A 15907-nucleotide genomic window follows, 5' to 3' on the forward strand; every position below is an offset into this window, starting at 1 on the left:
AACGGAGAAAGAAAATAAACCGTCCGCTGCAGCAGTGGGCATATGTGGCAGGGCGGACAGCATAATAACATAGAAATGAGGATTTAATATGAGAATTAATCATAATATTTCGGCACAGATGGCAAATGTTAATTTAAAGAAAACGGACAGCAGACTTTCTGCCAGTCTTGAGAGATTAAGCTCCGGCTACAAGATCAATAAGGCGGCCGATGATTCTGCCGGTATGGCAATTTCTAACAAGATGAAGGCGCAGATCCGTGCACTGGATCAGGCATCCCGCAATTCCGAGGATGGTCAGTCGATCATTGAGACGGCAGAGGGAGCGATGGGAGAGATTGAAAATATTCTTCAGAGAATCCGTCAGCTTTCTGTTCAGACCGCCAACGGTACTTATGCACTTGAGGATCGTGAGGCTGCACAGAAGGAGGTTGATCAGCTTCTGGATGAGATCGACCGAATCACAACAACCACAGAGTTTAACGGAACTCCGCTGTTGGATGGCTCCGCAGCAAGAACCTTTGCGAGCAGCAACATCAATGTGAAGCCGGTATATGCTTCCATGGAGGTAGAAAAGGGAGACTATAATCTGAAGATTGATAAGATTGCACAGCCGGCAGAGATTACATTTGCACTGCCGCAGGCACCGGCTTCCATCAGTATTGAGAATACAACGATCGAGATTGATGAGTCAATGAGTGCGGACGCAGCGATGGAGAGCATCCAGTCAGTCTGTGACAGAATGAATATGGATGTGGAACGCAAAGGTGATCAGGTAACGATCCGTACTCGCACCACAGGAAGCCTGCAAAAAATTGATTTCGCTGATGAAAACGGAACGAAGACCACCGTCAGGGGTGCAGATGCCAAGCTGACTCTGGGAGAGGGATTTGCAGATACCGCAACTTACTCCAGCTACGGCAACCTGATCACGATCCGTGATAATGAGGGCTTTGAGATGGAGATCGAGGCAAATAAGGTTGGTGATGTGAAATTAAGAACCTTTGATGCCGGTTATATGACGATCCAGATCGGTGCCAACGAGTCGCAGATCCTGAATATGAACTTCCCGGAGGTATCCTGCCTGAATCTGGGGCTGCGTACCTCGGATGGAACAGATACGATCAGTGTGGCAACACAGGATGGTTCTCTTCTGACCATGGATGCGCTGGATCGAGCGATCAAAAAAGTATCCAATGCGCGTTCAACTCTTGGTTCTTATCAGAATCGTCTGGAGGCAACCAATTCCAGTCTTGATCTGAGCAGCCAGAATATTACCGAGGCAATGTCCCGGATCAGTGATACCGACATGGCAGATGAGATGACAAAGTACACACAGTATGAGGTGCTTTCACAGGCGTCGACCTCAATGCTGGCGCAGGCAAACAACAGACCACAGCAGATATTATCTCTGCTTCAGTAATAAAATGAGGAATGGATATGGATTCAGAGAAGAGAAAGGCTTATACCACGCGGATCAGTCAGGCGAACCGCAGCGAGCTTGTGGTGATCATTTATGAGCTGCTGCTTGACAGCCTTGCGGATGCCAGACAGGCATTTGGAAAAGAGGATTTTGATACCGCCGATGTGGAATAAAACGGGCGCAGGGGCTTGTGTGTGAATTACGAGGAAGCCTGAATTTTGAGTATCCGGTTTCTTACCGGCTTGTCTCCCTGTATCGTTATATCAATGAACAGCTTGTAAAGTCTATCACGCGGAAGAAGGATGTGAATCTGGATTCCTGCGAGAGAGTGATAAGTAGTTTGAAGGACAGCTTTGAGGAGGTTTCAAAGCAGGATACCTCCGGTCCGGTGATCGAAAGCGGACAGCAGGTATATGCGGGACTGACCTACGGAAAGGGAAGTCTCAATGAAGTAGCAATCGATGCTGGTACGATTGGACGTGGATTTCAGGCGTAGCGGTAACGAGAAAGGTAGATTATGGAAAAAAAGAATTTTTTGGATGACAGAGGTGCGGGAATCCTGATGCCGATCAGCAGTCTTGCATCACCTTATGGAATTGGAACACTCGGTGAGGAGGCGTACCATTTTGTGGACAGACTGGTGAAGGCCGGACAGAAGTACTGGCAGGTGCTTCCGGCAGGACCAACCAGCTTTGGGGACAGCCCGTATCAGTCATTTTCGGCATTTGCAGGGAATCCGTATTTTATCGATCTGGATACACTGATCGAGGAGGGACTTCTATTAAAGGACGAGGTAACCTGCGAAAGCTGGGGCGATGATCCGGAGGATGTGGATTATGCGATCCTTTTTCAGAATCGTTTTCGCGTCCTAAAAAAGGCATACAAGAGAAGCCGTCATAAGGAGCAGTCATCGTATCGTACCTTCTGCAGACAGAATGCATACTGGCTCGCAGATTACTGCCTTTATATGGCACTCAAGTTTGAAAATGACAATAAGGAATGGCAACTGTGGGAGGAGGACATCCGTTTCCGCAAGAAGGCTGCTGTGAAGCTCTGGGAGAAGAAGCTTGCTGATGAGATCGGTTTTTGGGAGTTCTGTCAGTACAAGTTTTATGAGCAGTGGAACCGTCTGAAGAAGTATGCACACAAGAAAAAGATCCGTCTGATCGGAGATATCCCACTGTACGTTTCTATGGACAGTGCAGATGTGTGGGCGCATTCCGATCTGTTTGAACTGGATGAGCGCAAAAAGCCGATCAACATTGCGGGAGTGCCACCGGACTGTTTCTCTGCGGACGGACAGCGCTGGGGCAATCCGCTCTATGACTGGAAGGCAATGGAAAAGGATAATTTCCGCTGGTGGTATAAGCGTATGCAGGCCAATGCAAAGCTTTATGATGTGATTCGTATCGATCATTTTATCGGTATTGTAAATTACTGGTCTATCCCGTCCTCCTGTCCGACTGCTGTGGACGGCAAATGGAGAAAGGGACCGGGTAAGAAACTGACGGATGTGATCCGCGAGGCGACAAAGGAAACGGATATTATCGCAGAGGATCTGGGTGTTGTTGGACCAAATGTCCGCAGCCTGATCCGGAAAACAGGCTGGCCCGGAATGAAGATTCTCGAATTTGCGTTTGATGATTCCCAGGAGAATGAGTATCTTCCGCATAACTACAAAGATCCAAACTGTCTTGTCTATGGAGGAACCCATGATAATGAGACATTGATGGGATTTTATGGAGCCAAAAAGAAAAAGGATCTCAAATATGTGATGGATTATCTGCAGATCAAAAAGAAAAAGCAGATCCCATCCGAAATGATCCGTCTCGGCTACAGCAGCATTGCCAATACCGCGATCTTTCAGATGCAGGATGTACTGGGACTTGATAACCGTGCGCGCATGAATCTGCCGTCCTCGGTAGGAACGAACTGGCGCTGGCGTATGCTGCCGGGAGCATTCACAAAGGAGCACTGCCGTTATCTGAAGAAGCTTTGTAAGATCTATAACAGATAGTCAGACGATTACAGAATAAGATGTCAATACAAAAGGGCAAAACCTTGATTCATATTGCATTATGAGAATTGTTCTATACTCTAAAATAGTCTGTCCGTAAAACGGGATATCCCATTTTACGGACAGACTATTGTTTTCTAAAAATGTTTATTTAAGATTTTATTGGATATTCGCTTTGATCTTTGCAGCGAGCTCAGCGGCATCCTGCTCCGGAGTACCAGGCTTCCAGCTGATATTTACGGTATCACCCTTATAACGTGGGATCAGATGTACATGGAGATGGAATACTGTCTGACCGGCAGCCTCACCGTTGTTCTGGAGAACGTTGATCCCGTCGCAGTGAAGCACCTCCATCATGGATTTTGCACATTTGCGGGCAATCTTGAAAAGCTTCTCGGCATCGTCATCGGCAAGCTCGAAAAGATCCGCGGCATGATTCTTTGGAAGGATCACGGCATGTCCCCTGGATGCCGGATTGATATCAAGCATTACCTTGAAATCGTCATCCTCATAAATGGTAGTGGAAGGGATTTCTCCCTTATTGATCTTGCAAAAGATACAGTCATCGACATATTTTTTACTCATAATAACCCTCATTTCTGCGTACGTTCTTGTATGTAATGGGGATGTGCCGGGTACGCTCAAGACACATTCTCATGTGAAATTCATTCAAAAACGGATCTTCCGTTATGATTTGTGAAATGTTCCGGCTTCATTAAGATATTGCAATAGGAAACAGCGTGTCAAAGGTACGGATCTGTTTGAAATCGCCCTTGCAGTCACAGCGCCGGACAAAAAGGCATTGTGCATGGTAAGCTCTCCCTGAACGATACGCCGGACTGTCTTGTCATCCAGACGGATCAGGACATTCGCGGCAGGATTTGCTTTGTTGCTGCAAATAAGCTCTTCGTCGTGAATGTCAACGGAGAGTACCCTTCCATCCTCGAATTGGAGGTTATAACATACCGTGAGCGGTGAGACCGGCCGAAAATGCTCCTGCAGGGCATCGGCAAGTGGATCGCCTGCTATCGGTGCAGCCGTTTCTTCCTCGTCGGTGTCTCCGAGCAATCCCTTAAACATGCTGGTGAGTTCCTCAATGTCTTCCTTCTGCTTCTGAACATAATTGTTATCTGATACATACATGGAAAGCTGCTCGCTTTCCTGTGGTGTCAGCTGCATTGTTTTCGGACGCAGAGTATTCTCGCAGATGGAGTTTGTGCTGGAAGGAAATACTTTTAATTTCTTGGAGAAGGAACGGTAGAAGCTTTCTGCCTTCTTCTCGATGAGTAAAGCGTAATCCGGATTTGTTTCAAAGTCCGTATGATCCGCAACATAGGTGCAGATTCCCTCGCACGGAATGCCGCCGAGAATTTCCCAGGCACGGGTCAGCGTCTGATAAGCGTCCTTTTCGCCGGCAGTAGTGGCGGTGACAACCGGAAGCATATAAAGCTCCTTGATATGATCCTTGTCTCCATAAAGCCAGCAGGCATCCAGAAACTGCTGTAAAAATCCGCCGATCCCAAGCCACTCCACGGAAGCGGCAAGGATCACGCCGTCCGCCTCCTTCAGGGTCTTTGGCAGGACGGAGATGCCCTGCTTATCCTCGTAAAGATTATATTTCTTGACTTCCATATTAAGCTCGCCGAGTACCTCGGTCAGCTTGTTCATCACATAAATGGTAGGATCCTCAATGAGTCCCCTTCCTCCATAGTAAATATTGATCTGTTGCATAAGTTTCCTCATTTCCTGATAAATAAGATGAAAGCCTGACAGATATGTCAATGGCTGACAAGGTATTCGCCAATGGCTTTATCCCGGCAAGTTCGTCTGATCCGTCTCTGTCTGCCTGTCCGATGCACGACGTTGTCTGCCGGTACCTGCGATCAGACCAATAAGAAGTCCTCCGAGAAGACCGCCGACATGTGCTGCGTTGTCGACACCCTGATCGGTGAAACCACTGTACAGACTCAAGAAGACGGCGAAGATCAGCTGGCGGTAATCCAGATCGATCTTATCGCGGTGGAATAAGACAAGTGCCAGAAGTCCTCCGGTAATGCCGAAAATAGCACCGGACGCACCAATGGAAGCAGTGTCTGTTCCTAATAATATATTATAAACCATCGAGGTGAACCCTGCAATAATTCCGGACGAAAAGTACAGGATTGTAAAGCGTGGTGTGCCGATCTGCTGTTCCAGAAATGTTCCGAGGAAAAACAGGCAGAGCATATTATTAAAGATATGATCGATTCCACCGTGCAGGAACATACAGGTGATAATACGGTAATACTCATGCGCATTGAAAACCGCCCGCCAGGAAAGACAGCCCTTGTCGATCCAGGCGTCCTCCCCGCCAAGAATGCTGAAAAAATCCGTTTTCAAAAAGATCAGTACATTGACCAGGATCAGTGCTGCTGTGGCTGAGTAAAGATAACGGCGTATGCTGCCTTCGGAAGCAGAACTCTCCCCGGCAGTCTCGAGCTCTTGATATGGTTTCATATAGATCAACTTCCTTTCATTATTTGTCCTATTGTAGCGGGAAATGATGCAAAGGTCAAATGAAATGAGGACGTTACCCTGCAGATGATTGACATTTATGTTGAATGCGTGTAATATGAAAACGATTTTCAGATTAGCTCAAGCTCTTGAAATGAGAATGTTGCATGTGCCGGTAATCTTTTTTATGAGAATCAGCAATTACAATGATTTTTGCTCATAAAGACTATGTTATCCGCAGGCTGTGTCTGAAAATTAATGCAGATCACTAGGTTTTCTGAAAAGTCTTTGCTTTGCATCGCTTTGATAAATACGTGTCCGAACGACCTGAACCCCATAGGTGGGCTCAAATATTTCGGTCGGCACGCTTCCGCTGCGTTGCCCCACGCAATGGTGCATAATGCCCTAAAGCACAGGGCATAAGCACCAGCGGGGGCAGAGCGCCTTTCGAAACATTTGAATCCCACCTTGGGGTGAGTACGGCAGGACACGTTTATCGAAGATCAAAGCGGCAAAGCAATTAGACTTTTCGAAAACCGTAATGTGACAAGATAATTTTCAGACACAGCTTGCGGATAATTATATTTTCAGGCAAAAATCACATTTAATGATCAATACTTATAAAAAAGATTACCGGCACAGGAAGAATACACACGGGGGGAGCTTGAGACTTTTATCAGAGATGGAGTTGAGACGATGAATACAGGGAAACATTATCATACAAAACAACAGAAGATTATTTTGGAATATCTGATGAGCGGCGGACAAAGTTATGTGACGGTGAGTCAGATCGCCGCTCATTTAAAGGAGCAGGGGCAGTCTGTTGGTTTGACGACGATCTATCGTCATCTGGACAAGTTCGAGCAGGAGGGACTTGTCCACAAGATCGTATTGGATGGCAACAGTGGTGCACACTATCAGTATGCGTGTGAGGACGAGGGTTCTTTCCTTCTGAAGTGTGAGGGCTGTGGCAATATGATCCCGATGGCGTGCAGCCACATGGAGGAGTTATACGATCATGTGCTGGAGGAGCACAGCTTTCAGGTCAATCCACATCGTACCATGTTCTATGGGATGTGTAATAATTGTATGGCAAAAGAACAAAAAAAGGGGAATAAGAATGAGTAAGAATAAAAGAAAATGGCGGAACCTGACGCACCTGGCGGGTATGTGTCTGCTTGTGACGGCAGTGCTTTCCGGCTGCTCGGTGGCAGGGACGAATCAGGAGGCTGCGCCGGATCGAAAGGATGGAAAAGTAAAGGTGGCGGCAACGCTGTTTCCGTATTATGATTTTGCAAGACAGGTCGGAGGAGATTATGTGGATGTATCGCTGATCGTGCCGGCAGGGATGGATACACATTCCTTCGAGCCGACAGCATCGGATCTCATTCGGATGGGAAATGCCGATCTGCTTCTATATAATGGAGGAGAAAATGAGCAGTGGGTTGGACAGGTAATAGAGGCGGCAACAGATCAGAAGCTGTTAGCCGATGAGATGGTGCAGCATGTAAAGCTCCTGACGGAGGAGCATGTGGAGGGCATGCAGGAGGAAAAGGGAGAAGCTCATGATCATGACGAGGATGAGGAGCACACGCATGATGAAGCGGCGGATTTGCAGGATACACATGAAAATGACGGCGAGATCGATGAGCATATCTGGACTTCTCCCGTGAATGCGCAAAAGCTTGTGAAACAGGTGGCAGACGATCTGGGAAAGGTTGACCCGGAGCATCAGAAGGAATATGATAAAAATGCAGATGCATATATCAAAAAGCTTCAGAAACTGGATCAGAAGTTTAAAACGGTGACGGAGCATGCAAAGGATAAATATCTCGCGTTTGCGGACCGTTTTCCGCTCCGTTATTTCGTCGAGGAATACGGTCTTGATTATACAGCGGCTTTCGCCGGCTGCAGCAGCGATACAGAGCCGAGCGCAGATACGATCACATATCTGACAAGACAGGTGAAGGAGCGTAAGCTGCCGGTTGTATTAAAGATTGAGCTTACCAGTGATAAGGTGGCAAATGCCGTGGCAGAAGCGGCATCGACAAGGGATCATAAAGTAAAGGTGGAGACATTTTACACCTGTCATAACGTTACGAGACAGCAGTTTGATGCCGGAGAGACTTATGCGAGTCTGATGGAAAAGAACCTGAAGGTTTTGAAGGATGCACTTCAATAGAAAAGAACAGGAAGGCTTTGGCGGACACGCTTCGATAGAAATAGAAAAGAATCTATAAGAAAATATATGGGAGGAGAAGATATGCCGAAGAGAAAACAAAAACATTTTGGTCTGATCGCATTGCTCATATTCAGCTGTATGTTAAGTATGCCGGGGGCAGAGGCACTGGGACAGCTGCATACGGAGACAAAGGCGATCACGATGGAGGAATTTAGCAGTCTGATCGAAGCACAGCAGCAGAGCAAGACCGTTGAGGTGTCTTCGGCAGAGGATCTTGACAGCCTGCGAAGCTTCTGCAGAAGAAACCGACCGGTCGTGGAAATGTTTTTGTTCAGACCCGGGATATTGTGGTATCTCCGTACAGTTATCAGTATCAGGAGGAAAGTGGACGCACAGCTATTTATTACGAAGGAAAAGCGGAGGCATACTATGATGCGAAGGCGGATGTGTATTATGCTGATCCAACGACCAAGACTGCGATTTCCTATACCTGGAAAACGGAGTCGTTTGCGCCGATCGGGACGGATTCTGATTCCACTGACCCATCCTGGAGTTACGAGGGCAATGGATATAAGATTGAGGGAATTTATCAGAACAGATTAAAGCGGAGTGCATGGAAAAGCGCCGGCATCTTTTACAATGCCAAAAAGATCAGTGGTGTTTTCGTGAAAAATTACTTTGGATATGGAAAGAATGTGACAGATCTTGGTGCTTTGGGGGGGAATCTTTTGTCAATAGAGGGCTGCCGCGGTGAAAATATAGAATTGACGCTGCGGCATCGGGGAGAGGACGTAGCCGTTGGTTTTGTGCCATATATAACAGGGAATATTACGGACACAGATGTTCAGGCGGATATCTGTGTTAACAACACTGAAGAAGAGAGCGGTTGTTTTGGAGATGTGTCGGTGGGGATAATCGCAGGGGGATGGTCTAAAAAAGGTATGATCTTGAATTGCAGCAGCTCCGGTCACATTGAGAACTGGAATGATTTGCGGGGGAGCGTAGGTGGTATTGCTGGGTCTGCCGCAGAGATCAGTAACTGCGAAAGCAATGTGAAAATCGGCGGCATGGCTGTTAATGTGGGAGGAATCGTCAGTTATATTGCCGCCGGAGATGTAAAAAACTGTGTCAGCAGGGCACAGCTTTGCGGTAATTTTCAAGTTGCCGGAGGTATCGCCGGAAGTGTCACACTTCATGAATATGAGGTCTCAGACTGCCGGTTTGAGGGAAGTATCCGGACAGATCGCAGCAAATCTTCGTATTTTAATACGGATGGTACGGAAGCATTATGCTATGGCGGTATCATTGGGGAGATCCCTTTTACAAATGAAATTCTGATAAAGGATTGCATCAATCTTGGTTCTGTTACGATGGAGAGCAGTCAGAGCGGAGCAGAGATAAGCTGGGGCACGGGAAATAAACTCGGTGGAATCGTAGGGTGGATCGCAGGAGGAGAGATCGTAAACTGCGTGAATGAGGGAAGGCTTTGCAACAAACAATCTGCAGAGCAGCCGGTAAGCGGAGAGAATACGACAGTCGGCGGCATTGCCGGTTATATGAAGGAAAATAGTGAGAATTCGGTTTTAAACTGCATGAATCGAGGGGATGTATTCAATGATAACGGCTCTGCAGGAGAAATCGTGGGAACGATGACGGGAGAAGATTCGGAGGTATGCAATATATATGCAGCCGGAACTGCTTCAGGAAATGCGGTAAGTAATCAGGTGATCGGTTGTGAAGGAAAAGGGGTGGCCCGGAACTGTTTCACGGAAGAAAGCGGTGGAGCCGGGAAACTGTGCGTTCTTTTGAATCAGTGGATCCATGATTTTGATGTTACAAAAGAATACCATACAATTGTCACTCCGGGAGGGGATGAGTTTCAGCCGTGGGTAGTGGAGAATGGTGTGCTGACGCTTCAGAGAAAGCCGGTGATCAATCCGACTCCGACGAAAACACCGGTGAAAACGCTGCCGCCGACAGTGACGCCATTGGTGACACAGACACCGACAAGGACTCCGGTGGCATCGCTGCAGTCGACAAGAACCCCGCCGGTAACGCAGGCACCGACGAAAACTCCGGCATCATCGAAAAGTCCGATACCGTCAGTAACAAAGAAACCCGTTCAAAGTGCAGCTCCGACTGTGACACCGAAGCAGAGTATGCTTCCGGAGCTGACGCCGGTACCATCAGTCAGTCCGACGGCCGATATCACAAACACACCGGTATCTTTTGCATCGGCGGGGGAAACACCGTCACAGAATGGGTTGGAAACGGTTGATCAGAATACGGCGAAGAATCAGAATACCGGGAAGGTCACGCCTTCAAACGGCAGGAAAGGGTTGATGGCACCTGTCTTTACTCTGAAAAATCGTCAAAACAGCAGAAAACAGAAGTATGTCCAGGTGACTCTGGAAAAATATCAGGGAACCTATGTGGAGATCAGGGCGAAATTAAAAGGACAGAAGTATGTGCGGATGAAATTAAAAGAAAACCGGATCAAAAAACTGCATGGGTGTATTAAATTCCGGTATACGGTATCCGGCAAGAGGATTTATTTTAAGGTGAGAACGTATCAGATCCGGAAAGGGAAGAAGATATACAGTGCGGTCAGCGCACAAAAAAGTATAAAAACGAAATAATCGTTCTAAATATCAAAATAGTATTAGTTTTTGGCTTAATAATTATAGACGGAATTGGATAATACAGATATAATGTTATCAGATGGTACAGCAGAGTTCGGTTTTGTTATGGGGACATGATCTGCTGTGTGCAAATAATTTTATTTAATTTGAAAGGAGTTTACGAACATGAAAGTAGCAGACGGATTTTGGTTGAACAAAAAGGGATACGATGTAAGATATGCATCTCAGGCATATCAGGTAACAACAACAGAGAATTCTATCAAGGTCATCGCAACACCATACACAGTTATGAACAGAGGTATGACACTTGGCGGACCAAACCTTGAGATTACATATTCTTCTACATCAGAGAATATCATTAAGGTTCACATCGTACATTACAAGGGTGGACTTGACAACATTCCTCAGTTTGAGCTGAACGAGGATACCGGATATGTTCCACAGATCACACGCACAGAGGATAAGGCTGAGCTGATCTCCGGAGATACCAAGGTAGTGATCAAGATCGGTGATGACTGGGATGTACAGTTCTATCATAAGGACAAGCATCTGACAGGTGGAGCATGGCGTTCAACTTCTATCATTAACGAGAACCAGTTCGCAGCAAATGCACGCATGGAGATGCAGGAGGACGATGAGTTCTTCAATTATCCACAGGATCCACACCGCACATACATCAGAGAGCAGCTCAAGACTGATATTGGTGAGTGCATTTATGGTTTCGGTGAGAAGTTCACTCCATTCGTAAAGAACGGACAGGTTGTTGAGACATGGAACTGCGATGGTGGTACATGTTCTGACCAGAGCTACAAGAATATCCCATTCTACATTTCTTCTAAGGGATACGGTGTATTTGTAAACAGCTCTGATAAGGTGTCCTTCGAGGTAAACTCAGACACTGTTTCCAAGGTAACATTTACACAGCCGGGTGAGGAGCTTGAGTATTTCGTGATCGGCGGTAACAATCTGGAGGAGGTTCTGGAGAATTACACTACACTGACCGGTAAGCCATCACTTCCACCGGCATATACATTTGGTCTGTGGCTGTCTACTTCCTTCACAACAAGCTATGACGAGGATACTGTTATGAGCTTCATCGATGGAATGAGAGACAGAAAGATTCCTCTTCAGGTATTCCATTTCGACTGCTTCTGGATGAAGGAGTATGAGTGGTGTAACTTCGAGTGGGATAAGGATATGTTCCCGGATCCGGAAGGTCTTCTGAAGAGACTTCATGAGGATAAGGGACTTGAGGTTTGTGTATGGATCAACTCCTACATTTCACAGCAGTCTAAGCTGTTCGATATCGGTAAGGAGAAGGGATACTTCATCAAGAATCTTGATGGCAGCGTATTCCAGGCAGATCTGTGGCAGCCGGGTATGGCAATCGTTGACTTTACCAATCCGGAGGCTTGCGACTGGTTCAAGGGTATGCTCAAGGAGCTCTTCAAGATGGGCGTAAACAACATCAAGACAGACTTCGGTGAGAGAATCCCAACCAAGTGTAAGTATTACAATGGCATGGATCCGATCAAGATGCACAACTACTACACATACCTTTACAATAAGGTTGTATTCGAGGCTCTTGAGGAGTACTTTGGCAAGGACAAGGCTTGTCTGTTTGCACGTAGTGCTACTGTTGGTGGTCAGAAGTTCCCTGTACATTGGGGCGGTGACTGCTATGCGGAGTATTCTGCTATGGCAGAGACACTTCGTGGCGGACTTTCCCTCTGCTCATCCGGTTTCGGCTTCTTCTCCCATGACATGGGTGGATTCGAGGCAACTGCACCGGCTGACGTATACAAGAGATGGTGTGCATTCGGTCTTCTTTCTACACACAGCCGTCTCCATGGTTCTACCTCTTACCGTGTGCCTTGGGTTTATGACAAGGACGGCGATACAGAGGCATGTGATGTACTTCGTCATTACACCGTATTAAAGGGACGTCTGATGCCTTATCTGTGGGCTCAGGCCAATAAGACACATCAGGTTGGTGTACCAATGATGCGTTCTATGGTTATTGCGTTTACAGACGATACCGCCTGCAAGTATCTGGATCAGCAGTATATGCTGGGTGATAACCTGTGTATCGTGCCTGTTATGAATGAGGAAGGCAAGGCTGAGTTCTATGTACCTGATTGCGGTACCTGGACAGATATCCAGTCCGGTGAGAAGTATGAGGGTGGCAGATATTACACAAGACAGTGTGATTACTTCCAGACTCCGATCCTGGCTCGTCCAAACAGCATTGTTACTTACGGTAACTTCGATGCAGAGGACAAGATGACAGTTCTTTATGATTATCTGCAGGATGCAGAGGCAGTGATCTATGGTCTTGAGGATGGTAAGAGCGCGTCTGCAGTGATCTATGACAGTGAGTCTAACAAGCTGACCCAGATCAAGGCAGTCAGAAACGGCAATGTGATCGATGTGACCTATGATGCAACTGACAGAAGCTTCAAGATTACAGCTGAGGGCAAGACAGTAGATGCAGCTGCAGGAAGCACAAGCGTACAGATTACTCTGTAAGAGTGGATTTAAGAATTTATGATATAATTTAAGAAAGCCCTGCGGCATTTGTCCGCAGGGCTTCTTTTGATAAGAGAGAAAGATTCATCGTAAAAGAACATGTTATTGACTAAAAACCGTCAATAGAAGACTTGTCATGAAGATTGAAAAATGATAGTGTAGGTTATGTTAAAAACTGCCTGTTGACAAAAGGGGGCTTTTTGGAGAAAATAGGCAGTGTAACATAACAGGTGAAATGAGACAACGTTAAGGAGGAAAAGACGAAATGGTAAATTTTAAAGAATGGGACGGATTTGAAGGACGTCTCTGGAAAGAAGAAATCAATGTCCGTGATTTTATCCAGAATAACTACACTCCATATGATGGAGATGAGTCATTCCTGGAGGGACCAACCGAAGCAACCGATAAGCTTTGGGGCAAGCTGCAGGAACTGCAGAAGGAGGAACGTGCAAAGGGCGGTGTCCTTGATATGGACACGGATATTGTATCGTCTTTGACCTCCCATGGACCGGGATATATCAGTGAGGATTTAAAGGATCTGGAGAAGATTGTTGGTCTCCAGACAGATAAGCCGTTAAAGCGTGCATTCATGCCTTACGGTGGTATCAAGATGGCAGAGGAGTCTCTGAAGATGTATGGTTATGAGCCAAATCCGGAGCTTCACAAGATTTTTACCGAATATCATAAGACACATAATCAGGGTGTATTTGATGCATACACACCGGAGATGAGAGCAGTCCGCAAGAACAAGATCATCACAGGTCTTCCGGATACATACGGACGTGGACGTATCGTAGGTGATTATCGTCGAGTTGCTCTTTACGGTATCGATCATCTGATCGCAGAGAAGGAAGCGGATAAGGCAGTCTGCGGAAGCGGAAGCATGAAGGGTGAAGTGATCCGCCTTCGTGAGGAGCTGCAGGAGCAGATCAATTCCCTGAAGGGAATGAAGGAGATGGCAGCCATTTACGGTTACGATATCTCTGAGCCTGCTAAGAATGCAAGAGAAGCTGTTCAGTGGACTTATTTCGGTTATCTTGCTGCTATTAAGACACAGAACGGTGCTGCAATGAGTATCGGTCGTGTCTGCACATTCCTTGACATTTATATTGAGAGAGATTTAAAGAACGGCACACTGACTGAGACAGAGGCACAGGAGCTGATCGATCACATGACCATGAAGTTCCGTATGGTCAAGTTTGCACGTATTAAGTCTTACAACGAGCTGTTCTCCGGAGATCCGGTATGGGCTACCATCGATCTTGCCGGTATCGGCGTAGATGGCCGTCATATGGTGACAAAGACAGATTATCGTGTGCTTCATACACTGGAGAATATGGGACCTGCTCCGGAGCCAAACATCACGGTACTTTATTCATCAGATCTTCCAGAGAACTTCAAGAGATATGCAGCAAACATCTCCATCAAGACAAGCTCTGTACAGTACGAGAACGATGATGTTATGAAGCCTGTATGGGGTGATGATTACGCAATCTGCTGTTGTGTATCTGCAACACAGACCGGTAAGGAGATGCAGTTCTTCGGAGCAAGAGCAAACCTTGCAAAATGTCTGCTTTATGCGATCAACGGTGGTGTTGATGAGAAGAATAAAGTACAGGTTGGACCAAAGTATCAGCCAATTACTTCTGAGTACCTTGATTATGATGAGGTTATGGAGAAGTATGATGCAATGATGGACTGGCTTGCAGATATCTATGTAAATACACTGAACCTGATCCAGTACATGCATGATAAATATTATTATGAGGCAGCTCAGATGGCACTGATCGATACGGATGTACGCCGTACATTCGCTACCGGTATTGCAGGTTTCTCACATGTAATTGATTCCCTGAGTGCGATCAAGTATGCAAAGGTAAAAGTAATCCGTGATGAGAACGGACTTGCTGTAGACTATGAGACAGAGGGAGATTTCCCTAAGTATGGTAATGACGATGACCGTGCCGATGAGATTGGTGTATGGCTTCTCCGTACCTTCCTTGGGAAGATCAAGAAGCATCATACCTATCGTCGTTCTGAGCCGACTACATCTATCCTTACGATCACATCAAACGTGGTTTATGGTAAGGCAACCGGTTCTATGCCAAACGGCAGAAAAGCAGGACAGCCACTTTCACCGGGAGCAAACCCAAGCTACGGTGCAGAGCAGAATGGTCTGCTGGCTTCCCTCAACTCTGTTGCAAAGATTCCTTATGAGTGGGCTCTGGATGGTATCTCCAATACACAGACCATCAATCCGGACGCACTTGGCCATGAGGAAGAAGAGCGCAAGACAAACCTTGTACAGGTTATGGATGGTTACTTCGATCAGGGAGCACATCACCTTAATGTCAATGTATTTGGCAAGGAGAAGCTTATTGACGCTATGGAGCATCCGGAGAAGGAAGAGTATGCAAACTTCACGATCCGTGTATCCGGTTACGCCGTTAAGTTTATCGATCTGACCAAGGAGCAGCAGATGGATGTAATTTCCAGAACCTGCCACGCACAGATGTAGTCAGAACGCAATACGCGAGGGCTGGGAGGTGTTGTTGGCGTCTTTGCCTTTGTGTAAATCAGATGTATAGATATGAATACAAACCTTGCATTTTGGTGTATAATAG

12 protein-coding genes are annotated in these 15907 nt (G+C 46.6%); 9 read left to right on the forward strand and 3 right to left on the reverse strand.

The genetic code is table 11. From position 1 onward, the window contains the following. Nucleotides 1–88 precede the first annotated feature (88 nt). The 4 genes from DXA20_RS09880 to malQ are packed head-to-tail and all read left to right on the forward strand — an operon-like array spanning nt 89 to nt 3437. Nucleotides 89–1420, forward strand: coding sequence for a flagellin N-terminal helical domain-containing protein (locus DXA20_RS09880; RefSeq protein WP_118560469.1), 1332 nt, complete (start codon nt 89–91; stop codon nt 1418–1420). Nucleotides 1421–1437: 17 nt separating this feature from the next. After that, nucleotides 1438–1593, forward strand: a complete 156-nt coding sequence (locus DXA20_RS16020; protein ID WP_147403734.1) for a flagellar protein FliS — start codon at nt 1438–1440, stop codon at nt 1591–1593. Between the two features lie 17 nt (nt 1594–1610). Further along, entirely contained in the window at nt 1611–1916 is a 306-nt protein-coding gene (locus DXA20_RS09885) for a flagellar protein FliS (RefSeq protein ID WP_158577200.1), read from the forward strand. Between the two features lie 21 nt (nt 1917–1937). Next, complete coding sequence (malQ, locus tag DXA20_RS09890; protein WP_118560473.1) at nt 1938–3437, forward strand: 4-alpha-glucanotransferase; 1500 nt, start codon at nt 1938–1940, stop codon at nt 3435–3437. Between the two features lie 159 nt (nt 3438–3596). On the opposite strand, the gene DXA20_RS09895 is transcribed toward malQ, so the two are convergent. From DXA20_RS09895 to DXA20_RS09905, 3 genes are all read right to left on the reverse strand, one after another. After that, nucleotides 3597–4022, reverse strand: a complete 426-nt coding sequence (locus DXA20_RS09895) for an HIT family protein (protein ID WP_022305041.1) — start codon at nt 4020–4022, stop codon at nt 3597–3599. 102 nt (nt 4023–4124) lie between these two features. Beyond that, on the reverse strand, nt 4125–5168 hold the full coding sequence (locus tag DXA20_RS16195) for an SCP-2 sterol transfer family protein (protein WP_330420750.1): 1044 nt from the start codon (nt 5166–5168) through the stop codon (nt 4125–4127). A gap of 78 nt (nt 5169–5246) precedes the next feature. Then, nucleotides 5247–5933 (reverse strand): rhomboid family intramembrane serine protease, encoded by a 687-nt coding sequence (locus DXA20_RS09905; RefSeq protein ID WP_118560475.1) that lies wholly within the window; start codon nt 5931–5933, stop codon nt 5247–5249. 693 nt (nt 5934–6626) lie between these two features. Here DXA20_RS09905 and DXA20_RS09910 point away from each other — a divergent pair. From DXA20_RS09910 to pflB, 5 genes are all read left to right on the forward strand, one after another. Next, the gene (locus tag DXA20_RS09910; protein ID WP_022305076.1) at nt 6627–7058 is read left to right on the forward strand and encodes a Fur family transcriptional regulator; all 432 of its coding nucleotides are present in this window, start codon (nt 6627–6629) and stop codon (nt 7056–7058) included. Next, nucleotides 7051–8112 (forward strand): metal ABC transporter substrate-binding protein, encoded by a 1062-nt coding sequence (locus DXA20_RS09915; protein WP_158577201.1) that lies wholly within the window; start codon nt 7051–7053, stop codon nt 8110–8112. The genes DXA20_RS09910 and DXA20_RS09915 overlap by 8 nt, the downstream gene beginning before the upstream one ends. 446 nt (nt 8113–8558) lie before the next feature. Then, entirely contained in the window at nt 8559–10751 is a 2193-nt protein-coding gene (locus DXA20_RS09920) for a hypothetical protein (RefSeq protein WP_147403735.1), read from the forward strand. Between the two features lie 168 nt (nt 10752–10919). Beyond that, nucleotides 10920–13283, forward strand: coding sequence for an alpha-xylosidase (yicI, locus tag DXA20_RS09925; protein ID WP_022306443.1), 2364 nt, complete (start codon nt 10920–10922; stop codon nt 13281–13283). A gap of 265 nt (nt 13284–13548) precedes the next feature. Then, nucleotides 13549–15801 (forward strand): formate C-acetyltransferase, encoded by a 2253-nt coding sequence (pflB, locus tag DXA20_RS09930; protein WP_118560481.1) that lies wholly within the window; start codon nt 13549–13551, stop codon nt 15799–15801. The last annotated feature ends 106 nt before the right edge of the window (nt 15802–15907 follow it).

Source organism: Roseburia sp. AM59-24XD (assembly GCF_003478445.1).
Taxonomy (GTDB): domain Bacteria; phylum Bacillota; class Clostridia; order Lachnospirales; family Lachnospiraceae; genus Jutongia.